Raw genomic sequence first — 20699 nt, forward strand, 5'->3', positions numbered from 1 at the left:
TGACATCAAGCGGATGAGTGAGAATAATACGCGGCAGGTTGCAGAGAAGCCTGTCCGCAAAAGATGATATCACTCTGATAAATTAACAGCGTTGCGAATCGATTTCATATCGAACCCACAGCAATCACATAAGTTTGGCTTAGCGGAATGCCAATAAACTTAGGAGAATTGTTTGTGAAACATGCAACCGCTAACACTTTCAAACCCGCCGGTATCAATGCTGAACCTTCTGACATTGTACCCTTGGCGGCCACCGAAACGTCTTCCCACAGGAAATCTCAGTCAACTGAGTCCTTAGGTACGTTAGCTATCCCTACTTTGTATTTGCGCTTTGCGTTACCCATGGCATTGGCCATGATGCTCAGCGGCAGCTACAACTTAGTCGACTCTTATTTTATTTTGAAATACATCGGCGCCGATGCATTGGCTGGGGTAACGATTGCCTTCCCATTACAAATGATGATTTTCGCTTTAGCCTGCATGATAGGAAATGGGACGGCGACCTTAGTGAGCCGATTTTTAGGGGCAAACGAGTTTAATAAGGCGAGTCAAATCGCGAATGCCGGTTTCTCGTTAACCCTATGTTGCGGAGTGATCGTCACTGTCGTGTCACTCGCCCAGCTCGATAATCTATTAGCGTTTATTGGGGTAAGCTCAACACTTGCCTTAGCTGCTACAGAGTATCTACAACCCATTCTCTGTTTTAGCCTGTTCACCTTTTTGTTATCCCTTAGCGGCGATTTACTCAGAGCACAAGGCAAAGTCGTGGTGATGCTGCTGGTTATCTTGTTGTCGGCGGTCATGAACATTCTGTTCGATACACTCTTTATTGCCGTTTTGGAGATGGGCGTAAGTGGTGCGGCGTGGGCAACGGTAGCGGGCCAATGTGTGAGTCTATTTATCGCCGTCGTTTATTTTGTCCCCAATAACCGCTTTGCCAATAAGCAGGCGCTTCATAGGCAAGCTGCCCAGCCCATTTATTTTAGAATGGAGCAGATAAAGCTCAACTTCACTGAGATAAAAGCGATTCTTGGCTTAGGTAGCCCGATATTATTGTCATATCTTGGGATTGCCTGCGTGATCTCATTGGTAAATCATATTTTAGTCAGTCATTTAGCCAATGTAGTGCCCAATACGCTAGCGGCGAATGAGGTCGCGTACATGATCAGCGCTTATGGTTTGATCGGACGCTTTAATATCTTTATCGCCCTGCCGCTCATGGCTCTCACCAGTGCAGCACAGACGATCAGTGCCTATAACTATGGGGCGATGGCATCTTCTCGGGTGTTAGCGTGTGCTAAATGGGGCATCGTCTTAACCTGCTGTTATCTGAGTGTTGTGACAATCATATTTATGGGGTTTCCTACTTCAGTATTTGGTATTTTCACCGATGACCTCGCACTCATTACCGCCTGTATTAAGATTTCGAGTGTGACGTTTATCGCCTTACCTTTGGCGGGGATCACAGGTATTGCGATTGCTATGTATCAAGGCACAAACCGCCCTAAGCTTGCATTGCTATTATCTGGGATAAAAATCTATGGTTTATTACTGCCACTGCTGGTCCTGTTACCTCAACTATCCTTTACAGATATTTCATTTATCACAGGTGCATTAAACATTAATATCATGCCAAACGCTTTGATTGAGTTATGGATGGCCTTTCCAATTGCGGACATCTTAGCTTGTCTATTGAGTTTATTGATCATCAGTATTTGGCCTTTCATTCACGTGCCGCGAGCAAATCGAGTCAGTCATGGAGGTAATGCAAAATGAAGTTCGCCAATATGAAAGACTCAAGCGCCATCGCATTAAATGAAACTAAAATTCGCGCTAAAAAGCTGTTCAAAGCTTGTCAGCAGGATGAGCCGTCTGCCAAGCAAAGAGTCGCGACCTTAATGGCGAAGTTGGGCATCTTACACTCAGATCTCCAGCTTAAGCATTGCCAACAAGTGATTGCACGTGAGCTAGGGTTTATCGATTTTCATCATTGCCAGCGAGTCCTGTCGGGTCAAGCCATACTCGGGGATGATTGGGGAAACTTATTCCACACTAAGCAATGCGATACGCTACTCAATCATTGGTTTACAGGTTATTTAGCCGCGCGTGATTTTAATGCGCAAGCTGAAGGCACATTACTACTCCCCTACAAGCAGCAGTTTTTTGTGGTGGAGTGGCAGGATTACTGTAATGCGCTGAATTTGCCAATAATTTCGCAACAGGTGGATAACGCCGGCGAACCAACAATCCTGCGGGATCTGGTGAGTAGCTATGCTAATGCAGACTGGAACTCCTTTGCGCTGGCCATGATCCAACACAAATTACCCAAAGTGTAATGATGACTGAGATTGTCAGTGCATCATCTTGAATGAGCAAATCTAGAGTTAAATGGTAAAGACTAGCAAGGTCATCAGTGCTGGCGGCCTTGTTGGTGAAATATGGTGGAGGCGCTGCGTTTCGAATCAGAAACTCAAGGCTAGAAGAGGGTCCGCCGGGATTCTGGAAATTCTCGCCAAATTCATGGTAACCCATTGTATTTATATGACATATGTCAATCATGGTGTCATATTATTTCTCACCCCCCACACACACCAGCCCTTCCTTTCTGTCTACTTATTTTGGCTTTTTCTGCTGTAAATAGGCTTTCTGGAGGAAGTGACCACCTTAAAATCCGCTTCATGAAGAGAATTAGCTACTAATGCCAGTTCTGCTGCCATAGCTTTGTTGTCAGGCACCATCACTAAATAACATTCGAGCCCTTTTAAGAGCGGACTCGTTAGCATTTGATTATCGCTTTGGCGCGTGAAACTCTTCCATCACCACTAAATAGACTGCTCAATTAGAGACCACTTTTGTGTGCATCGATGATTTTGTACTTACTCAAATTCGTTGAAATCTCTTTTGCTAGTGAAATAAGATCTTCACTGGTGCTTTGAGTTTGTTCGGCACTGGATTGAACCGTTTGCCCTAAGGTCTGAAATCCATGGACAAAGTCCTTTGCTTTCGATGTGTGATGCTGTGATAAAGACACCTGTTGAGAGGCTTCTTTACTGGTATCAGCTAAAGATAAAATGACTTGTCGTCCATTACCCAAACTTGTCACTAAGGTGTTTGTTAAGACAACAGATTGCTGAGCCTTCTCTCTATTATTATTCATATTATCAACGGCATCTTTGATTGAACTGACAATCCCTTCAAGCAAAGCGTTAATTTCATTCGTTGATTGCGCTGTTCTTATCGCAAGGGTACGCACTTCATCTGCAACCACAGCAAACCCTCGTCCTGACTCTCCAGCTCTTGCGGCTTCAATTGCAGCATTTAGTGCTAATAGATTTGTTTGGGATGCAATATTAGCAATGGTTTCCACCACATTTGATACTTGGCTTCCCGATGACTGCAGTGAGACGAGAATGGAGGACGTGGTTTCAATATCATTCGAAAGTGCATTAATACTTTCAGAGGCGAGTCGCACTTGAATTTGACCCTCGGCCATATTTGCGGCACCTTGCTCTGCAAAATGTGCAGCGGATTCTGAATGATTTAGACTCTGTTGCATGTAAGTTTCTAAGTCATCCATGATATGAATCAAACTCTCAATTCCGTCACTCAGATTAATCACCGCTTGATTGGATGATGAGGTGCTTTTGCTTAGCTGTATCACTGCGGCACCAATGTGTTGGACCACATTGCGCATATCCAACATTCCACCATTAAACATGCTAACCAAGCCATTAACACTGGTTGCTACTGTGTTTATCTCTGTCACATTCTCATCAGGGAGTATTTGAGTCAGATCCCGCATTCTCGAAATATCGATTAGCTTAGTGGCCAAGAGTTGGATAGGTTTTGCTATCTGCTTCTGGGCAACCATATAGGCAGCAATAGCAACAAAAACCATCACAAACACTAATAAAAAAATGAGCAGCGTATTGTTTTCCAAGCTCGCTTCTATATTTCTTGAGCGAGATTTAGCATTTTCAGATACCTCAATGGCGAGCAAATCTAATGCATCATTCAATTGCTTAGCAGCTATGCTCAAAGAATTCAGATTTTCCCGTGCTAAATCCCAATCGACTGATTGGTCACCCATCACACCCGCGAGAGAAATTAATGCTTGATGCAGGCCTGCAAATTCTTCAATGAGCTGTTTATTCTGAATTTCAGCTAACTTTGTTTGCTCTATCTGAAGTTGTTGTTCGAGTTTTTGTTTTAAAAGGTTAAAGTCATTTATACCAAGTGTAGTGCCGTACAACGAGTATCCAGCTAGCACCTGTTCTTTAGCGACATGCTGAAGCTTGGAGATCGCGTCTAAGGTAGGAAGTGTATTTTCAATAAATTCGCTGACATCATTTTTAATATTCTTGTTACTACTCGCCAGTAAGCCAGATGTTATTAACGTCACACAGAGTATTGCAGCATAACCGAGAAATATTTTTGATTTTATCGATTTGAAAAATAATGGCATATGCAATATCTCTTCTAATTAACTATCAAGCCTAAACACTATTCACTGAGCATAATTTTAGCGTGTAAAGAAATACTTAAGCGCATGCTCGCTCATTAACTGCATTGTTTCCTGTGACTGGCCCGTTTGAGCATATGTTTTTAATCCAATCACTAAAGCCTGAAACTCTTTTGCCATTAGCCGTGGCTCTTGGTCTAACAATTTGCCTTGCTGCTGTTGTAGATGTAAAAAAAGTTCAAAAAAAGCATTTTCCATTCGTGCTAATTGCTGCTTTGCAAGAATGGCGAGGGAATGCTCTTCATCTCCAAGCTCGGCAATAGTTTTCACTAACATGCAAACATGGCTAGGTTCATCCACACCTCTATTCACGGCAAGATGTAAAAATTGTGCTAACGATTTTTCGGCATCGCCTGTTTCTTCAAAACACTGCTGTAATGCTTGATATCCCTCATCGGCATATCGCATTAGTGCCGCACTGTAGAGCTGTGACTTATCCCCAAAACTAGCGTAGATACTACCAGGGCGTAAATCTACTGCTTGTTGTAGATCACGCATTGAAGTGCCATGGAACCCTTTTTGCCAAAATAATAATTTTGCAGCGTCAATAACCTTATCACGCTCAAACTTAAATGGTTTCACCTTTTAAGGCCTCAACTTGAACATTTGCTCAATAATAGCTTGAACGATCGTTCAATTGCAATTATATTCGACTGTATATGCAGTTAAATTTCGGAGATAAATAATGTCATCTTACATGCTACATTCCCTTGAAACAGCACCCGCGGCAAGCCTACCTTTCTTAGAAAAATCCTTGAAAGGCTTTGGAAGCATTCCAAACTTACATGCGGTGATGGCTGAATCACCCAAAGTACTGGAAGCCTATCAAACTCTACATGAGTTATTTAGCCAGAGTTCACTCAATGCAATCGAAAAAACCATTGTGTGGCAAACCATTAACATTGAACACCAATGCCATTACTGCGTCCCTGCACATACCGCCATTGCTCATATGATGAAAATTGATAGCACTATCATTGATGCTCTGATTCATAAGCGCCCATTACCCACCAACGAACAGCAAGTTCTGCGGGAAACAACGCTTGCCCTAGTGAGAAACAGAGGTCAATTAAGCCATGAGCAGAAACAAGCTTTTTTTGATGCGGGTTATACGAAGCAACAGCTACTAGAGATCGTACTTGGGATTAGCCAAAAAGTGATGAGTAACTATATAAATCATATTGTAGATACCCCATTGGATGACGCTTTTAAGGCATTTCGCTAAGCAATAAACATTTTTGCAAGTAATCACCTTGAATTAAGGTCTATTTTGCTAGATTTAGGTAATAAGATTAGGTACTGGATGTTAACCCATTATATTTCCACAATAGACCAAGGTGTTGCATTTCTTGCGCGGCTCAAGGAACATGAATACTGTCAACTTGCAGACGGGATACCCAGCTCCATCGGTAGTCATACCCGCCATATTTTGGATCATTTTATATCCTTACAATCGAGTCTTGATACTGGGGTTGTTGATTATGAAATGAGGCAACGAGGATCGTTACTTGAGACGTCATTAACTGAGGCATTAAACCAATTTGCTGAGGTAAGATGTTGGATTTTAGGCCTTAATGCGATGACGATGACAAAAGTTGTGCGTGTTAATGCCGATATTGGGATCCATAAGTCGCATATTATCCAAGTTGATAGCACCCTGTCTCGAGAATTGATGTTCGCCTGTAGTCATGCCATTCATCACTATTCGACATTAAAAACGATATATCAGTTAATGGGCGGGGTGACTTCCACTGAATTTGGCTTAGCCCCCTCAACTGCAAGTTTCAATAGAAATCAATGTGCACATTAACCTGGTTAGTCACCCCTGAGGGGCATGAAGTTTTTTTTAATAGGGATGAACAAAAAGTACGTCCTCAAGCGATACCTCCAACATGGGATCCTGCTCTCAAGGCTATTTATCCAATTGATACCCAAGGAGGTGGCACATGGATAACCTTAACTCAACGGGGAGAGGTTTTTTGTCTCCTCAACAATTACCAAGCAGCGAAGCATTTTTCTGCTGCTAGCCCAGTCTTGAGCCGAGGTTCGATCATTCCCACCATACTCAAGCTTGATGGCCCTATTGATGCGAGAGCCCAAGCTCTGCCATTAACCCGTTTAGCTCCTTTTTTACTGTGTTATTTCCCTGCCCATGTGCAAGATGATAGGGATATACAAGTCGTCAGTTGGGATGGCCTAAATTTAACAACACAAACAGCAGTCTCACCCATCACCTCATCCGGCGTGATGCTAAAAGAAGTTCGTCGGTGCCGACAAGAAAGCTATCAAAGGATCGATGGACATCGCCAAGGGCACTTAACTTATCATCAGTCTCACTATGGTCATCCGTCTGTACACAGCGTATGTATGCATAGGGAAGACGCCAATACCGTTAGCCTGAGTCATATTGTGGTCAACGCCGCTACAATGCAATTTGATTACTATGCCGGATCACCTTGTCAAAATATGACCCCAGTGACATCAATACTGTCAATTAAATAAATACGTTGTTGACAAACCCCCATTTTAAATTTGCACTTATGACAAGCTACGCCCATGAAAACCTGTGACGTGGACAAATAAAATATATTGCTATTATGAGGATAGATAACATAGCTGCGTGCTTGGGCCGTAACAATTAGACTACATATCAGGGCATTAAGAATACCTGAACCAGCAGGATATCACGGGCTAATTTTAGATTTTGCTAGTAAAGCATATGCGCAACAAAGATTGAATGTTTTGCTGCTCGACGGTTTTAGGGCGTAACAAACTGACTTGTGGCCGACAAGCTGTTTCGCCAATCGCGATAGCATCCTTGGCATCATCTTATTGCCGACCAACATGGCTTGCACCATTCTTGCAGGAATAAGTTTGACCTGATGCCCCAGTTTTTCAATGGTGCGCCCCGAGTAATTGAGTTCGTTTCACTTCCCTTGCAAGCAAAGGTTTGAGCCACTACTCTTAACTCAACTTGCAATCTAGACCTTGGTGGCATCGCTGACAATAATCAACCGATAGGCTCGGTGGCCTCAATTTTTTTTCGTTTCCAGCGAACCGTTTTGCTTACCTAGCTCCTCTTTATAAATAAGAGAGTAATCCAATACTCTTGCCATCGAAGGAGACTGACATGTTCTATGTAAAGAATGTTCCAAATTGGGAACGCGCATTGCGCATCATCTTGGGCACTATGGCACTCGTGTTTGCCGTGATGTACTGGGGTAAATCTGACTTAGCGGCTGCGGCTGGCGTGGTGAGTGCCATCCTTTCCATGACGGGTTTAATGGGCTTTTGTCCCATGTGTGCAATGGTTGGCCGTAAACTCGACAAAAGGAATTGAGCCATGACGAATGGCATAATGGAAAAAGAACATCTCATTCTGTCCGCCCAGACGGGAGACCATGCTGCTATCTCCCGTCTGCTGGCGGTGTGCCATGCGGATGTACGCCGTTATGCACGCAGACATTGTCACGCCAGTGATGTCGATGATGCCGTTCAAGAGTCTCTGATGGTGATCTCCCGCAAGGTTAGCGGACTCAAAGCTGTGGCAGCGTTTTCCTCTTGGTTATTCACCGTCATTAAACGGGAATGTCATCGCCTTCAGCGTATGATGTTCAAGCAAGATCCGTTGGAAGACGAAATGATTGAACGCCAGCTAGCTAGTTGTAATGATGAGTCTCTGAGGATTGATTTGGCTAAGGCGCTTGAATCCTTGCCCGCGCACTACCTTGAGGTGGTGTTGCTACGAGATTTTGAAGAGCTGACGATTGCTGAAATTGCTGAGCGGTTAAGTGAACAACCTGGCGCCATCAAAAGTAGACTGCACCGAGCTCGTGAGCTAGTCAGAGAATATCTGCTTAGTTAACAGCTCTAGATTAAACATTATTTTGGTTTTTTAGCCATTCAGGACAGCTGGGCTTGAAAGAATAATCTGACAGGTCGTCTACTGGCTGGTTTATCAACCCACGAAAAGGAAGCTTTTATGAAAAAGACAATGACTTCAGCCTCTCTTGCCATCGCATTTGGCACAGCCTTAGTGATGGCAACAGCTCCTGTCGCTGCAGCCGAAGACAGCAAGATGGCCAGCATGGAAAAATGCTACGGTGTTGCTCTCAAAGGCAAAAACGACTGCAAGGCAGGTGCGGGAACTTCCTGCGCGGGCACCTCTGTGCGTGACCATCAAGGTAATGCCTGGTCAATGGTTCCCAAAGGAACCTGTGAACAGACTGAGTCCAGTACCTCATCCACTGGGTTTGGTCAGTTGGATACCTTCCAGGAAAAGAGTGCCTGATAGGATGCAAACCATGACACTGTCTGCCCTACCGAGGGCGGGCGGTGTCGGGTTGAAGCCGGAACATTTTCGGACGATCCTCGACACTCGCCCAGCCATAGGTTTTTTTGAGATCCATGCCGAAAACTACATGGTGGCGGGGGGGCCATTCCATCATTACCTCGAACGCATTCGAGCCGATTATCCGCTGTCTATCCACGGTGTTGGGCTATCGATAGGTGGTGAGGGACCATTGGATGAAACCCATTTGGATAGGCTCGCGACACTCCTTACACGATATCAACCAGAGTCCTTCTCTGAACATCTGGCTTGGTCAAGTCACCAAAGTACGTTTCTAAATGACCTGTTGCCAGCGCCCTATAACCCACAAACCCTTGAGCACGTTTGCGAACACGTCAATCGAGTCCAGGAACGGCTCGGTCGGCGGATGTTACTTGAGAATCCGGCTACTTATGTCGAATTTGTCGCCTCAAGCATGCCGGAGGCTGACTTTATAAGTGAGGTGATTACCCGAACTGGTTGCGGGCTACTCCTCGATATCAACAACGCCTATGTCTCTTGCATCAATCACAGACGTGATGTGATGGCCTACGTTCGTGACCTCCCACTCTCGGCAGTCGGCGAAATCCATTTGGCGGGCCACGCCGAAGAAGTCGATGCAGCTGGAGCTCCCCTGTTGATTGATAGTCATGGTGCTCCTGTCGCCAATGCAGTCTGGGATCTCTACAGCACAGTCATCGCTCTTTTAGGACCTCAACCTACCCTGATTGAGCGTGACAACGACATTCCAGCATTTGCCGTTCTTGCTGCCGAGGCTCGCCAAGCTGAGTTGTTGATGGCGAGAAGTAAGGAGGCAAGTATATGAGTAACCAAGCCGAATGGATGGACGCGCTGTTGACGCCAACATCTGCTTCCCCATCTGGGCTGACCACCTGGAATGGTTCAGATCCAACCAAGCGGTTTGATGTGTATCGCAACAACGTGACTGTTTCACTGATCGATGCCTTAGCTGACAGTTATCCCGTGGTGCAAGCACTTGTGGGTGAAGCGTTTTTCAGAGCAATGGCTGCCGAATTTATTCGTCATTATCCTCCTAAGTCTCCGGTACTTGCTTGGTATGGTGCACAATATTCTGATTTTATTGCCAGCTTTCCACCTGTCGCAGGTTTGCCATATCTTGCGGATGTAGCACGTCTTGAGTGGCTCAGGGTCGAGTCGTGGCATGCTGCGGATGCAGAACCTCTATCCCAAGAGGCATTAAGATCACTATTGTCGGATGAAGCTATGCTTGCTCGCATTTGCTTCACCCTGCATCCGGCTCTGCGTGTCCTGAACTCGACTCATCCTGTGGTGTCTATCTGGTCAGTTCACCAGAGCCAAGATCCCGTTGAAGGAATGAGACGGGTTGATCTTACCTGTAGCCAAACTGCATTGCTGGTTCGCCCTGAACTGGGGGTAGAGATCATCCATATAGAACCTAATGCGGTGAGGTTCATAGACAGTTTAGGTAGCGGGGCTTCTTTTGTGGCGGCGGTTGCTGACTCCGGCCCATTTGATTTTCCCGAGACCCTCAGTCTGCTAATACGCAGCCATGCGTTGGTGGCAGCATCACCGATGGAGAATACCCTATGATCCTCAGACTCACGACCTTGATCCGCTCGGTTGTTCAGTTGCTGTCACGTATTCCCGATGCGTGGATTGCGCTGCTGGCCCGCTTTGCTATTGCCGCCATTTTTTGGAAATCAGGACAGACCAAAATACAAGGTTTTTCTCTAGATATTATCTCTGGGGAATTCCACTTTGGCTGGCCTCAACTCTCTGCATCAGTGGTCGAGCTGTTCCGTTATGAATATCAACTACCACTTATTCCCCCAGAATTAGGCGCCATTATGGCCGCCACTGCGGAGCATCTGTTTCCTGCCCTAATATTGATTGGGTTTGCGACAAGGTTTTCTGCGTTGGCATTACTCGGGATGACCATAGTTATCCAGTTCCTTGTCTATCCAGATGCCTATCCTACTCATAGTATATGGGCTGCGGCTCTGCTGTTTCTTGTTGCGCGTGGGTCAGGGCCACTGGCACTCGATCACTTGATTGCCAAACGCTTTGTCGCGAGCTGATGCCTACACATCAGGTTTGCCGAGGCACAACCCGAGCGCTGATCAAAGAGGATTCGTGTCGCACAGCGTTAGCAAACCCCATACTTGAGCGATCATCACGGCTACGTGCAAACGCGAGGGATTGTAGATCGAGGTCAATCCCAATGACTTGCAGATTCGGCAGTACCGCAAGTCGGCGGGTGAACCAGCCCGTTCCGCAGCCGGCATCTAGCACTCGGCCTTCCGAAGGAAGTGCCAATTCGTCCGACATTACGCGATACTCGGTATTGCCAATCCGGTTCCCTCTATGGCTGTCATACCAAGCGTCGTAGTCGGCGGGGGTCAAAGCGAAGCAGAGGCTTTGGTACGTTTCAGAATGAGATTACCTTATCGCTATCAATGACCCATTCAGCCAGTACTGGCATGGTGGATTTTTCGGCGCCTTCGAAATACGGCTGGTTCTTGTAAATACCGCAACGTGCCATGCAGGTACCGCATACCTTGACGGTGACGCCACGGGCGATCAGGGCTTTGAGCATCTGAGACAGGTCTTGATCGTACCCTTCGGGTGGGCAGCAGGCATCGCGTGCGAGGTCGACCGCATCGTTCATCAAGAACAGGCGGACTTCACTACCGGCATCGACCAGTTTGTCGGCCAGACGCAGCCCATTCCAGGTCACGTCAGTGGTGTCGTAGGGTTCGTGATTGAAAATGATCAGGATTTTCATGAAACAGTCCTCCAGAAAAAAGGGAGTCAACGCCTGGCCAGCAGGCCGAAGTGAAACGGGCAGCAATTTTGCAAATCAACCAATTCAATGGCACGAAATCCGGCCTCGCCCATCCATCCCTGACACTGATCGGGCGTCGGGCGAATCGCTAAAGAGGGACCGCGAGGGGTTGCGATGTCGCTACGCCAATGAATCACCGAAAGCACACCACCGGCCTGCAAGATTCGGTAGGCTTCGCGCAGTAAATCCACGGGGTGCTCCAGATGCAGCAGGTTGAAAATCATTGCGTGCGCCTGCGACTCGGAATCCATGCCCGTTCCGTGTGCGACGAAATCTCGAACGTTGGCTTGAATGTTGGAGAGACCGAAAGTGAAGGCCTTCTGACGCACACAATCGACCATGTTCGGTTCGATATCCAAGGCGGTAACACGCCCTGTCGTGCGTCGGGCGGTTGGCACCGTAAAGGAGCCATATCCACAGCCGAATTCGATGACATTTCCCTGTACTGCCGAACCCAGCAGCCTGTCGATTGCGTCTTCTGTCTTGAAGAAGCTCATCCAGTAGGCTTCGTCGGGCATACCGCTTTCACGTCCCTTCATGTTCATGATTCGGAACGCTCCACCGGGAAGCCCGCCGCCTGCCATTCACTGACGCCATCGAGAATCTTGCGCACCCGATAGCCTTTCGCGGCAAGAAGTGCCACGGCCTCGTCGGACAGCAGGCAAAACGGCCCACGGCAGTAAGCGACGATTTCTGTGCCTGACGGCAGTTCAGCAAGTCGCTGTTCGATTTCGACCACCGGCATCGAGCGGGCGAAAGGCAGGTGGGCCGTGGCATATTCAGTCTGCGGACGTACATCGATGACGAACACTTCGCCTCGCCGCGCTTGTTCCAGCAGTACCTCACGACTGACTGCGGAAAGTTTTTCCGGATCGGCCACCATTTGGGCGAGCGCCATCTTGAGTTCGAGCAGGTGCTCTTCAGCGACTTGGCGCAGGTTCACCCACAGACCTGCGATATCGCTGCCTGCCAGTTGATAGATGATGTATTTGCCGTCTCGCCGGAAAGTCACCAAGCGTGCTTCCTTCAGCACTCTCAGGTGGGCGCTGGTGAGTTTGATGTCTGCCGACAATTCGCTCGCCAAGGTATCGACGGTTTTCTCGCCTTGCGCCAACAGCTCCAGGATTTCCAGCCGCTTCGGACTGGAGGCGGCCTTGCCGATGCGGGCGACCTGTTCGTACAGGAGATCTTTTAGTAATCGCTTATTCATATCGATATTCTAACGAATAAGCGAATGACGAGCAAGGCAATTACACTTCACAACCAAATCTACAAAATACCGGCTACAATGGCTCTTCGAGAACTTTCGCACGCCATTTAACACGCTGTGTTTTCCGCTTTCAGTGTCTCACCTATCCGAGAAGTCTTGGTGTACTCAATGCCCCTCGATCAGTTCGCCAAACAGCTCCTTGACCTTCGCCCGGGCCTCCGCGAGCGCAACCCGACCTTGCCCGGTGATCTCGTAGACGCGCCGTTCCCGCCGCCCGGTGCGCTCGTGATGTGAACTAAGATAGCCCTTTTTTTCCAGTCCATGCAGCATGGGATACAGCGTTCCGGCGCTCATCTCATATCCGTGATGCCGTAGCTCTTCGATGATGCCGAGTCCGAAGATCGGTTCCTCGGCTGCATGGTGCAGGATGTGCAGGCGGATCAGCTCGCCGTAGAGGTCTTTGTCGGTCATTGCCACAGTCTCACTGGTCTCACTGGTCTCACTGAACGGCACTCAGCAAGCAGCCCGCCGCGCCGCTGCCGACAACGACCAGCCAGGGCGGCAGCTTCCAGAACATCAGCGCGACGAAGGCCGCCAGTGCCAGCCCGAAGTCCTGCGGCTGATTAATGGCGCAGGTCCATACCGGCTGATAGAGCGCAGCCAGCAGAAGACCGACCACAGCCGCATTGACCCCGGTGAGCGCCGCTTGAGTGCGCAGGCTTTGCCGCAGCCGCTCTCAAAATGGCAAAGCACCTACGACCAACAGAAACGATGGGGCAAAGATAGCCAGCAGGCAAATCAGTCCACTAATCCATCCGGAAGGCGTTGTGCTCATGGACGCCCCGAGGAACGAGGCGAATGTGAACAAGGGGCCGGGCACCGACTGTGCAGCACCGTACCCTGCAAGGAATGCTTCATTGCTGACCCAACCGGAGGGCACTACCTCAGCTTGCAGCAGCGGCAGCACGACGTCGCCACCGCCGAAAACCAATGACCCGGCTCGGAAGAAGGCATCCACCATGGTCATGGTTTGACTCGACATCAGTTGAGCCAGAACCGGCAGGCCGACCAGCAAAGCAAAAAACAGTGTCAACCAGATCACGCCGGCGCGGTGGCTAACTGTGATCGGCAGCGGATCGTGTGCGCCGTCCTGACTAGGCTTGAACAGCAGCCCAGCGACGCCAGCAGCAACAATCATGCCGACCTGCACCCATGCGGAGGGCATAAGTCGCAATCGCCATGATGGTGACACGCGGCACGTCAGTACAGAGGTTGCGTGCCATGCCCCATACCGCTTGGGCGACGACCGCGACTGCCACCACTTTCAGACCGTGCAGCGCGCCTAGCGATAGGGCATCGCCGTAGTTGGAAATGCCCAGCGCGAACAGGATTAAGGCAAGGGCAGAAGGCAATGTGAAGCCGGCTCAGGCGGCCAGCGCTCCAGCGTAGCCCGACTGGGATAGGCCTAATGCGATGTCGACCTGACTGCTTGCAGGCCCCGGCAGGAATTGGCACAGCGCCACCAAATCCGCATAGCTGCGCTCGGACAACCAGCGCCGCCGAAAGAGGTCAACCCAAGGCGCAGAAAGATGAGAAAAACAGACCACGGGTTGCGGTCGCCAGTGTGCGTGTTGGTCATAGTTTCTTTTGTTTTCAATGGAGATTGGTTCATAATAATCGAATGCCGATACTGAAACTCGATTATTTGATGGAGGCACACAAATGGAACTTGCCTTGATTGGCATCGTGGCGCTATTGGTCTCTGGCCTGACACTTTTTTCAGGCTTCGGCCTTGGGACAGTTCTGATGCCGGTTTTCGCGTTGTTCTTCCCCTTGCCGCTGGCTATCGCAGCCACTGCTGTCGTGCATTTCGCCAACAATATTTTCAAGTTCGGCTTGATGGCCAAGCAGGCTGACTGGCGGGTCGTTGCACGCTTCAGCGTGCCTGCCGCCATCGCCGCCTTGGCGGGGGCAAGCCTCATAAACCTGTTCGAAAAAATGCCGGTCATGGCGAGTTACACCGTTGACGGAACGACGTTCGAGATCACCATGATCAAGGCCGTCATAGGCTCCCTGATCGTGGTATTCGCCCTCTTGGAGTTGTCACCCCGCTTTCAAGCGCTGGCGTTCCCGCCGAGGTGGTTACCGCTCGGAGGTGCGCTGTCCGGTTTCTTCGGTGGCCTGTCAGGGAACCAAGGCGCACTGCGCTCGGCCTTCCTGTTGAAAAGTGGCCTATCGAAAGAGGCATTCGTCGCTACAGGTGTCGTTTCAGCAGTCATCGTCGATGCTGCGCGATTGGCGGTTTATGGCGCGAGTTTCATGGCGAGCAACTTTGCTCAGTCGCAGGAACTACTCGCGCCTGTTGCGGTGGGCACGATCTGCGCTTTCATCGGTTCATTTATGGGCAAGCGCATGCTTCAAAAAGTGACACGACGCACTGTGCAGATCGTGGTGGCTGCGGCAATGCTGCTGATCGGCACTGGACTAGCGGCCGGTCTGGTCTAACTCTGTTCAAGAGCGCGAGTGTTTGGGCTGAGCGTGCTTTATTTTCCGTTTTCTGAGACGGCCCCTAGGGTACCCATAGGTAAAAGCTAGCTGAAAACTCACCGTTAGCCATTGTGCCTTTGTCGATATGCCTCCGCCCCATGTCCCAAATACAATTTCAACAATCGCTCCGGAGCCTTAGGTAAATCCACGCTTAATAATAATCCCGGCGTATCGGCAAAATTAGGGTCAATACCGACACAATAGAACCGAGCTCCAAGTTGGTGGTATTGCTTTACCAGTACAGGCAAACCTTTACCATCAGGTTCAATTTGCTTAACTAATAATTCCAACACTTCAATATCATTAGGATGATTCGCCAAGTAATGCTGAATATCAGCAGGAACCTTTAGATCGAATGGTTTTTTGGCCTTAACCTGTGGTGATGCTATCACCAGAAATTGTTCAATTAATATTACGCTCAAAGGGGTATATTGCTTACTCAATGACACAGTGCCGTACAAGGTTCGGTAGCGAGGGAATTTACACACAAAAGCACCAATCCCTTTGAATAGTAACAGTAATCCATGAAAGCTCCGCTGATGGCTAGCGATCACAAATGAGCGACCCATTTCAAGGCATGGTTGAACTTGATTGATAAATTCGGCACTGAAGTCGAACATACGGCTTAAATACAAGGGGGCAATATCACCCCGTGCCAATAAGTTATCAGTTTGGCCCATACGATAAGCCCCGATGATCGCCTTGGTTTGACTGTCATACACAAATAGATGTGTGTAAGTATCATCGAAAGCATCACCATCTTGAGGTAGGCCACTACCTTCATCAAACAATCTAAAATTCTCTTCACGCAGGCGACTAATCTCTTCGATGACGAACGGGCATTGTGCTCTTGATGCATAGTAGACCTCAAAATGCTTATACCGGAGCAGGCATTGCTCATCTGGTAATTGGATTATCTCAGCCTGCAAATTTTCGGCTAATTGAGGGGATGCTAACGGTAATTGCACTGGCGTTTGATACGTTGACCATTGGTATTGATACTCTGGGGCCTGCAAATATGTCAGTAAACGGGCAATGTCAGTTGTCATTTGGGTTTTCTCTAAAAAAGGGGGAAATAAGACCGGCTGACCTAAGGTGATCTCAACGGTTCGACCTTTGCTTTTAAGCATTTCTTTGATTAGCAGTAGCATTCTAAAACGAAAGTAAATTTCCCCCATTAAATAGAACATGTTGCTATTTTTTCCCGAGATAAAGCATGGGATTATCGGGGCTCTCGTACTAGCGGCAAGCGACCCCGCTATACGATTCCATTGATGATCAGTCACCTGACCATCGCTATTGGGATAGCTAACTCGGCCAGCAGGAAAGAGTACTAAGAGTCCCCCTTTGCCCAAATGTGCCTTGCAAGCCCTTAATGATTGAGCATTGCCCTTTGCTCCTGGAGCGAGGGGATTGGTAAATATAAAAAAATCAGCTAATTCAGGAATAATTTTCAACGCTTGATTAGCAAGTATTTTGACATCACTCCTACTTGAAGATAGTAAGGACGCGAGAATAACACCTTCAATGCCGCCATAAGGATGATTAGCAACAACAATCGCAGCACCATGCTGTGGAATACGCATCGATAAATCTAACGGTGACTTAATCTTCAATTCAAAAATTTCTACGAAACGCGCAGCGAAGACTTCCTTTGTTAATCCCTTTATTGCGGAACGTTCATACAGGCGATTGAGTTGGCTAATGCCTAAAAGATGATCGAGCCCAGTCATACATAACTTAGTCAAAAAAGTGCTTTGGGGTAATAGATTGTTAAGACTCAGCTGCGGCATACATCATATATCCTGTTGTAAAATTTACACATCATTCAGGTAAAGCTTCATATTTTAGTGGCGGACAGAGCATTCACTCTTTTGGTGTAGAAATGCTAAAAAATCAGCGGATTGAAGTGGCTTACTGTAGTGGTAGCCTTGAATCACATCACACTGATACTGAGTTAATATCTCGAGCTGCTCACTATATTCGACCCCCTCGGCAATAATTTCTAATGATAAATTCTTCGCAAGCTGACAGATGCTCAATACTATCGATTGGGCGGAGGTATCTAGATGAAGATGTTTAATAAAGGATTGATCTATCTTTAATTTATCGACAGGGAATTGACGTAAATAAGCCAATGACGAGTAACCCGTGCCAAAATCATCAATGGCAAGTGATACGCCAATCTTCTTCAATTCATTTAGCACATGGAGGCTAGTAAGATGATTTTCCATCATCATACCCTCGGTAATTTCGAGCTCTAATGTATGAGGCGGGATATGATAATGCGCCAATAGAGCAGCAACCTGTGTGACAAAGTCTGGTTGGATAAATTGCCTTGGGGAAATATTGACGGCCAAACAAAATGAACGGTGTCCCATTGCTTGCCATGCCGCCAAATTTTTGCAGGCTTGCTCTAAGATCCACTTGCCTAACGGCAAGATAAAACCACCCTGCTCAGCTAAGGGAATGAACTCGGCGGGTGATATGACGCCCATATCCGAGTGCCAACGGATTAACGTTTCTGCACCTATTAAACAGCCACTCTTAAGATGTAACTGAGGTTGAAAAACTAACATACATTCATCGCGCTCAATCGCCTTACCTAACCGTAAGTTCAGATCCTGTTGGCGCTTATGTTGGGAGCCTAGTTGATGGTCGAAGTAGCTAACGGCTGATAATTGCTTATTATCTACAGCAATTTGAGCGTGTAATAGCAACTCATTCGCGTTTTTACTGCAACGAGGATATTCGGTAACCCCCAACTGCAACTGTATATGGATCTCTCCAAGGTGAGTATCTATGGGTTTTTCAAAGCGTTTTTGAACTTGAGACAGAAATGCTTGTAAACTTTCGGATGCATTAACATCCTCAATCAGTAGGCTGAAACTCGCATCTGCAATATGGAACAAGTTTACCTGACAGGTTAGTGTTTTTTTTGTGTGATTAAATACCCGTTCAAGTTCATGTGCGACACAGATAATGGCTTCTGCAGCGCCAGAAAGCCCAAAGTCTCCGACTAACTTAGCATAATGAGTCACTTTCACAAGCACCAGGCTAAATGGTATTTCAGCGTCAATGGCCGCCTCGACATGCTGCAAGAAACTGACACGATTATTTAAACCAGATAAATCATGGTGATATGCTTTATAGTGTAGATTATTTTCAGCTATTTTTTGCTCAGTGATGTCCTGCATATGAATATTAAAAGCTCGTTGGTCTTTCAACCAATGTATTTCATAAGTGAGAAATGCACTATTCACATAATGTTGAAAAATTTGTACTGGTGGGACACTGCTCTTTGTCGCCTCAAGCTGTAATTTAATGTCACTCGCAAGCAGGGACAATGGCGTTTCGGGTAACTTGAGCGCTCTAAGCAGGGTTATCGTGGCCGGATTATGGTACAGCACTTCTAACCCACTGTTTAATGCCAGTACAGGATTGGGATTTCGCTGTGGAAACATGGCTAAACGCTCATTAGCTATGCTTAATTCGATATAATTTTTAATGTAACGGCCCAATACAATCGACATCCCAAATAACCCCAGGCTGAAAATAATCACACTCCATGCCGTTGTGGATAGCTGTTGCTTTGTCGCGCTGTAGCCTTCTGAAACATGATTATTCACATTAGACATCAAAGCATTAAGTTGGGGTTCCATCAAACGCCTTTGCTCACTAATCTTTTCTAACTGCTCGCGAGCCTGATCCCAGTCGATATTGCCACTGGACATGTTTAGATGAAATGCTTGACTTAGCTGTTGAATCACTTGTAGTTCACGCATCAAATCCAACTGAAGAGTCAGGTCAGTATTAATATCTTTAAGTAACTCAATTTTTTGATATAAAACCTGACTGCGAGAGAGATAATTATTTTGATAAAGCTCGGGTTTAATTGTGGCGTAGTACTCGTAAAGTACACGCTCTTGTTCACTCAAATTTAAAGCGATATCTCGAGCGATACCCAAGCTAGGCAGTTGTTTCTCTACTAACGTTGTCGTGGTTTGTTCTACGTCCTCCATACCAATATACACCGACCAAGCCAAACCAAGACCAACCATTGCCACCAGTCCATACAGAAAAAATGACAACAATTGCAGCCGTTTTATTCGATTTGCCATATACAGATCTCTATGAAATTAGTAACAATATGTACCATAGAAATTGAAACTAATGATCATAACGATCTTGCCCATGGTTACATTTCAAAACTAACATAAGACTAGCTCTAAATAACAATCCGTAAATCAAAAGCATATAAAATTCACTTAACACAATTCAGTAAAATGGAAATCAATTATGCCAAGGATAGGAAAAACGCTTTTACAACAACTTCAAACGAATCTACTGGCAATGATTAGTCTCGTCGTCGCTTTGAGTAGTCTCAGCTATAACACTTGGCGTAATGAACAAACCGAAGCGAATCGAAATCAACGCACAGCTGCATTTGAGATGATCCACAAACTCAACGAGTTACAAGAAATCGTATTTTATTTGCATTATGACAAAGACATCGACAATAAAGGAAATCCTCGCAGAGGTTGGGTTACCCTTCTAACAATCAAAGATTTAGCTCAAATCATGCAAGAACCCATTCCGAAGCAAGCTGAAAATCTAGCTTTAGTCTGGCAACAAAATTGGGAATCCCTCGAACAGGATAAATTAAGCCTAGAGCGGGTGACCAACGAAATTGATCGACTCCGCCATACCTCGCTAAACATCTTAGCTAGACTAAAGTAGCATCATCCCTTCGGATCTTAAGCTACAAAATAGCGGTTTAAGAAGCGAGTCAGCATCTTCCATAATGAAATATCTTTTTTGATATTGTTTTTAACAGCGCGTTTAAGACCAAGACGTTGCTCACGAATGCTTCGTCGCTCATCGGCGCGATTCGCCACCTCGGCAAATGTATGTCGTTGTTCAAGCGTCATACTCGCCATAAAACTGCGAAAAGGGATCTTGGGTGGCATAGCCGCCGAATTAGTCTTTGGTGTACTACACATAATTTGCACTCCCAATGGTTAATCATTCATCTAATGAACAAGACCCGTCACATGAGAGAATCCTTTCACACTGATGATACTTTTATTAGCAGTTGAGGTTAGAGATTAGTGCTTCTTTAACAAATTGAAATAAATGGTAATGCCTTTTACTGATTCCTGCGTAACGACATGCCCACCATGTCACTCGCGCTATACTCATTATGCTTATTTCAAACAAATATCGATATTGAACAACTGTT

General features: G+C 46.8%; 23 protein-coding genes and 2 pseudogenes. 13 read left to right on the forward strand and 12 right to left on the reverse strand.

The genetic code is table 11. The annotated features are described in order from the left end of the window. Positions 1 to 174 precede the first annotated feature (174 nt). Together COW15_RS12250 and COW15_RS12255 are read left to right on the forward strand one after the other, a co-directional pair. The gene (locus COW15_RS12250; protein WP_293632825.1) at positions 175 to 1776 is read left to right on the forward strand and encodes an MATE family efflux transporter; all 1602 of its coding nucleotides are present in this window, start codon (positions 175 to 177) and stop codon (positions 1774 to 1776) included. Next, complete coding sequence (locus tag COW15_RS12255; protein ID WP_293632826.1) at positions 1773 to 2336, forward strand: hypothetical protein; 564 nt, start codon at positions 1773 to 1775, stop codon at positions 2334 to 2336. Before COW15_RS12250 ends, COW15_RS12255 begins: the two co-directional genes overlap by 4 nt. Positions 2337 to 2839: 503 nt before the next feature. Here COW15_RS12255 and COW15_RS12260 read toward each other — a convergent pair. Together COW15_RS12260 and COW15_RS12265 are read right to left on the reverse strand one after the other, a co-directional pair. Continuing rightward, positions 2840 to 4465: a methyl-accepting chemotaxis protein gene (locus tag COW15_RS12260; protein WP_293632827.1), complete on the reverse strand. Its 1626-nt coding sequence runs from the start codon at positions 4463 to 4465 to the stop codon at positions 2840 to 2842. Positions 4466 to 4522: 57 nt separating this feature from the next. Then, on the reverse strand, positions 4523 to 5104 hold the full coding sequence (locus COW15_RS12265) for a TetR/AcrR family transcriptional regulator (RefSeq protein WP_293632828.1): 582 nt from the start codon (positions 5102 to 5104) through the stop codon (positions 4523 to 4525). Positions 5105 to 5207: 103 nt separating this feature from the next. Here COW15_RS12265 and COW15_RS12270 point away from each other — a divergent pair, with 103 nt between their 5' ends. From COW15_RS12270 to COW15_RS12280, 3 genes are all read left to right on the forward strand, one after another. Beyond that, complete coding sequence (locus COW15_RS12270; RefSeq protein ID WP_293632829.1) at positions 5208 to 5747, forward strand: carboxymuconolactone decarboxylase family protein; 540 nt, start codon at positions 5208 to 5210, stop codon at positions 5745 to 5747. Positions 5748 to 5825: 78 nt separating this feature from the next. Continuing rightward, a complete protein-coding gene (locus COW15_RS12275) occupies positions 5826 to 6332 on the forward strand; it encodes a hypothetical protein (RefSeq protein WP_293632830.1) in 507 nt (168 codons plus the stop codon). Next, positions 6320 to 7024 carry an NRDE family protein gene (locus COW15_RS12280; RefSeq protein WP_293632831.1) on the forward strand — a complete coding sequence of 235 codons (705 nt, stop codon included), beginning with the start codon at positions 6320 to 6322 and terminating at the stop codon, positions 7022 to 7024. The genes COW15_RS12275 and COW15_RS12280 overlap by 13 nt, the downstream gene beginning before the upstream one ends. A gap of 216 nt (positions 7025 to 7240) precedes the next feature. Here COW15_RS12280 and COW15_RS12285 read toward each other — a convergent pair. Beyond that, a pseudogene (locus COW15_RS12285) lies at positions 7241 to 7440 on the reverse strand (IS110 family transposase); the annotation flags it as partial. Positions 7441 to 7652: 212 nt separating this feature from the next. On the opposite strand from COW15_RS12285, the gene COW15_RS12290 reads away from it, so the two are divergent. The 6 genes from COW15_RS12290 (at position 7653) to COW15_RS12315 (ending at position 10933) form a co-directional block, all read left to right on the forward strand. Beyond that, the gene (locus COW15_RS12290) at positions 7653 to 7862 is read left to right on the forward strand and encodes a DUF2892 domain-containing protein (RefSeq protein WP_293632832.1); all 210 of its coding nucleotides are present in this window, start codon (positions 7653 to 7655) and stop codon (positions 7860 to 7862) included. Positions 7863 to 7865: 3 nt separating this feature from the next. Next, positions 7866 to 8387, forward strand: a complete 522-nt coding sequence (locus COW15_RS12295) for a sigma-70 family RNA polymerase sigma factor (RefSeq protein ID WP_293632833.1) — start codon at positions 7866 to 7868, stop codon at positions 8385 to 8387. Positions 8388 to 8504: 117 nt separating this feature from the next. Continuing rightward, a complete protein-coding gene (locus tag COW15_RS12300; RefSeq protein WP_293632834.1) occupies positions 8505 to 8813 on the forward strand; it encodes a DUF2282 domain-containing protein in 309 nt (102 codons plus the stop codon). A 13-nt stretch (positions 8814 to 8826) separates the two neighbouring features. After that, positions 8827 to 9678, forward strand: coding sequence for a DUF692 domain-containing protein (locus COW15_RS12305; RefSeq protein WP_293632835.1), 852 nt, complete (start codon positions 8827 to 8829; stop codon positions 9676 to 9678). Beyond that, on the forward strand, positions 9675 to 10445 hold the full coding sequence (locus COW15_RS12310; RefSeq protein WP_293632836.1) for a DNA-binding domain-containing protein: 771 nt from the start codon (positions 9675 to 9677) through the stop codon (positions 10443 to 10445). The genes COW15_RS12305 and COW15_RS12310 overlap by 4 nt, the downstream gene beginning before the upstream one ends. After that, the gene (locus COW15_RS12315; RefSeq protein WP_293632837.1) at positions 10442 to 10933 is read left to right on the forward strand and encodes a DoxX family protein; all 492 of its coding nucleotides are present in this window, start codon (positions 10442 to 10444) and stop codon (positions 10931 to 10933) included. The genes COW15_RS12310 and COW15_RS12315 overlap by 4 nt, the downstream gene beginning before the upstream one ends. Positions 10934 to 10943: 10 nt before the next feature. On the opposite strand, the gene COW15_RS12320 is transcribed toward COW15_RS12315, so the two are convergent. The 6 genes and pseudogenes from COW15_RS12320 to chrA form a co-directional block, all read right to left on the reverse strand. Next, positions 10944 to 11258 (reverse strand): class I SAM-dependent methyltransferase, encoded by a 315-nt coding sequence (locus COW15_RS12320; protein WP_293632838.1) that lies wholly within the window; start codon positions 11256 to 11258, stop codon positions 10944 to 10946. Positions 11259 to 11283: 25 nt separating this feature from the next. After that, positions 11284 to 11640, reverse strand: a complete 357-nt coding sequence (locus COW15_RS12325) for a DsrE family protein (RefSeq protein ID WP_293632839.1) — start codon at positions 11638 to 11640, stop codon at positions 11284 to 11286. 26 nt (positions 11641 to 11666) lie between these two features. After that, positions 11667 to 12245, reverse strand: a complete 579-nt coding sequence (locus COW15_RS12330) for a class I SAM-dependent methyltransferase (protein ID WP_293632840.1) — start codon at positions 12243 to 12245, stop codon at positions 11667 to 11669. Further along, complete coding sequence (locus COW15_RS12335; RefSeq protein WP_293632841.1) at positions 12242 to 12910, reverse strand: metalloregulator ArsR/SmtB family transcription factor; 669 nt, start codon at positions 12908 to 12910, stop codon at positions 12242 to 12244. The genes COW15_RS12330 and COW15_RS12335 overlap by 4 nt, the downstream gene beginning before the upstream one ends. 165 nt (positions 12911 to 13075) lie before the next feature. Next, positions 13076 to 13381, reverse strand: coding sequence for a PadR family transcriptional regulator (locus COW15_RS12340; RefSeq protein WP_293632842.1), 306 nt, complete (start codon positions 13379 to 13381; stop codon positions 13076 to 13078). 28 nt (positions 13382 to 13409) lie between these two features. Then, positions 13410 to 14549: pseudogene (gene chrA / locus COW15_RS12345) on the reverse strand (chromate efflux transporter). Between the two features lie 83 nt (positions 14550 to 14632). Between chrA and COW15_RS12350 the strand changes: the two are divergent. Beyond that, positions 14633 to 15415, forward strand: coding sequence for a TSUP family transporter (locus COW15_RS12350; protein WP_293632843.1), 783 nt, complete (start codon positions 14633 to 14635; stop codon positions 15413 to 15415). A 104-nt stretch (positions 15416 to 15519) separates the two neighbouring features. On the opposite strand, the gene COW15_RS12355 is transcribed toward COW15_RS12350, so the two are convergent. Both COW15_RS12355 and COW15_RS12360 read right to left on the reverse strand, forming a co-directional pair. Then, entirely contained in the window at positions 15520 to 17190 is a 1671-nt protein-coding gene (locus COW15_RS12355) for a GNAT family N-acyltransferase (RefSeq protein ID WP_293632844.1), read from the reverse strand. Between the two features lie 114 nt (positions 17191 to 17304). Beyond that, on the reverse strand, positions 17305 to 19578 hold the full coding sequence (locus COW15_RS12360; RefSeq protein WP_293632845.1) for a bifunctional diguanylate cyclase/phosphodiesterase: 2274 nt from the start codon (positions 19576 to 19578) through the stop codon (positions 17305 to 17307). Between the two features lie 178 nt (positions 19579 to 19756). On the opposite strand from COW15_RS12360, the gene COW15_RS12365 reads away from it, so the two are divergent. Then, positions 19757 to 20197 (forward strand): hypothetical protein, encoded by a 441-nt coding sequence (locus COW15_RS12365; RefSeq protein WP_293632846.1) that lies wholly within the window; start codon positions 19757 to 19759, stop codon positions 20195 to 20197. Positions 20198 to 20214: 17 nt separating this feature from the next. Here COW15_RS12365 and COW15_RS12370 read toward each other — a convergent pair whose 3' ends face one another. Continuing rightward, the gene (locus COW15_RS12370) at positions 20215 to 20460 is read right to left on the reverse strand and encodes a hypothetical protein (protein WP_293632847.1); all 246 of its coding nucleotides are present in this window, start codon (positions 20458 to 20460) and stop codon (positions 20215 to 20217) included. Between the last annotated feature and the right edge of the window lie 239 nt (positions 20461 to 20699).

This window comes from Shewanella sp. CG12_big_fil_rev_8_21_14_0_65_47_15 (assembly GCF_002783505.1).
In the GTDB taxonomy this organism is placed as follows: domain Bacteria; phylum Pseudomonadota; class Gammaproteobacteria; order Enterobacterales; family Shewanellaceae; genus Shewanella.

What these genes read in the sequence shown, in the direction of transcription:
- COW15_RS12355 (WP_293632844.1), bottom strand. Translation starts at nt 17,190, where the DNA reads ATGACTGGGCTCGATCATCTTTTAGGCATTAGCCAACTCAATCGCCTG.
- COW15_RS12270 (WP_293632829.1), top strand. Translation starts at nt 5,208, where the DNA reads ATGTCATCTTACATGCTACATTCCCTTGAAACAGCACCCGCGGCAAGC.
- COW15_RS12275 (WP_293632830.1), top strand. Translation starts at nt 5,826, where the DNA reads ATGTTAACCCATTATATTTCCACAATAGACCAAGGTGTTGCATTTCTT.
- COW15_RS12300 (WP_293632834.1), top strand. Translation starts at nt 8,505, where the DNA reads ATGAAAAAGACAATGACTTCAGCCTCTCTTGCCATCGCATTTGGCACA.
- COW15_RS12360 (WP_293632845.1), bottom strand. Translation starts at nt 19,578, where the DNA reads ATGGCAAATCGAATAAAACGGCTGCAATTGTTGTCATTTTTTCTGTAT.
- COW15_RS12370 (WP_293632847.1), bottom strand. Translation starts at nt 20,460, where the DNA reads ATGTGTAGTACACCAAAGACTAATTCGGCGGCTATGCCACCCAAGATC.
- COW15_RS12305 (WP_293632835.1), top strand. Translation starts at nt 8,827, where the DNA reads ATGACACTGTCTGCCCTACCGAGGGCGGGCGGTGTCGGGTTGAAGCCG.
- COW15_RS12340 (WP_293632842.1), bottom strand. Translation starts at nt 13,381, where the DNA reads ATGACCGACAAAGACCTCTACGGCGAGCTGATCCGCCTGCACATCCTG.
- COW15_RS12310 (WP_293632836.1), top strand. Translation starts at nt 9,675, where the DNA reads ATGAGTAACCAAGCCGAATGGATGGACGCGCTGTTGACGCCAACATCT.
- COW15_RS12280 (WP_293632831.1), top strand. Translation starts at nt 6,320, where the DNA reads ATGTGCACATTAACCTGGTTAGTCACCCCTGAGGGGCATGAAGTTTTT.
- COW15_RS12365 (WP_293632846.1), top strand. Translation starts at nt 19,757, where the DNA reads ATGCCAAGGATAGGAAAAACGCTTTTACAACAACTTCAAACGAATCTA.
- COW15_RS12335 (WP_293632841.1), bottom strand. Translation starts at nt 12,910, where the DNA reads ATGAATAAGCGATTACTAAAAGATCTCCTGTACGAACAGGTCGCCCGC.
- COW15_RS12255 (WP_293632826.1), top strand. Translation starts at nt 1,773, where the DNA reads ATGAAGTTCGCCAATATGAAAGACTCAAGCGCCATCGCATTAAATGAA.
- COW15_RS12350 (WP_293632843.1), top strand. Translation starts at nt 14,633, where the DNA reads ATGGAACTTGCCTTGATTGGCATCGTGGCGCTATTGGTCTCTGGCCTG.
- COW15_RS12290 (WP_293632832.1), top strand. Translation starts at nt 7,653, where the DNA reads ATGTTCTATGTAAAGAATGTTCCAAATTGGGAACGCGCATTGCGCATC.
- COW15_RS12315 (WP_293632837.1), top strand. Translation starts at nt 10,442, where the DNA reads ATGATCCTCAGACTCACGACCTTGATCCGCTCGGTTGTTCAGTTGCTG.
- COW15_RS12330 (WP_293632840.1), bottom strand. Translation starts at nt 12,245, where the DNA reads ATGAACATGAAGGGACGTGAAAGCGGTATGCCCGACGAAGCCTACTGG.
- COW15_RS12325 (WP_293632839.1), bottom strand. Translation starts at nt 11,640, where the DNA reads ATGAAAATCCTGATCATTTTCAATCACGAACCCTACGACACCACTGAC.
- COW15_RS12295 (WP_293632833.1), top strand. Translation starts at nt 7,866, where the DNA reads ATGACGAATGGCATAATGGAAAAAGAACATCTCATTCTGTCCGCCCAG.
- COW15_RS12260 (WP_293632827.1), bottom strand. Translation starts at nt 4,465, where the DNA reads ATGCCATTATTTTTCAAATCGATAAAATCAAAAATATTTCTCGGTTAT.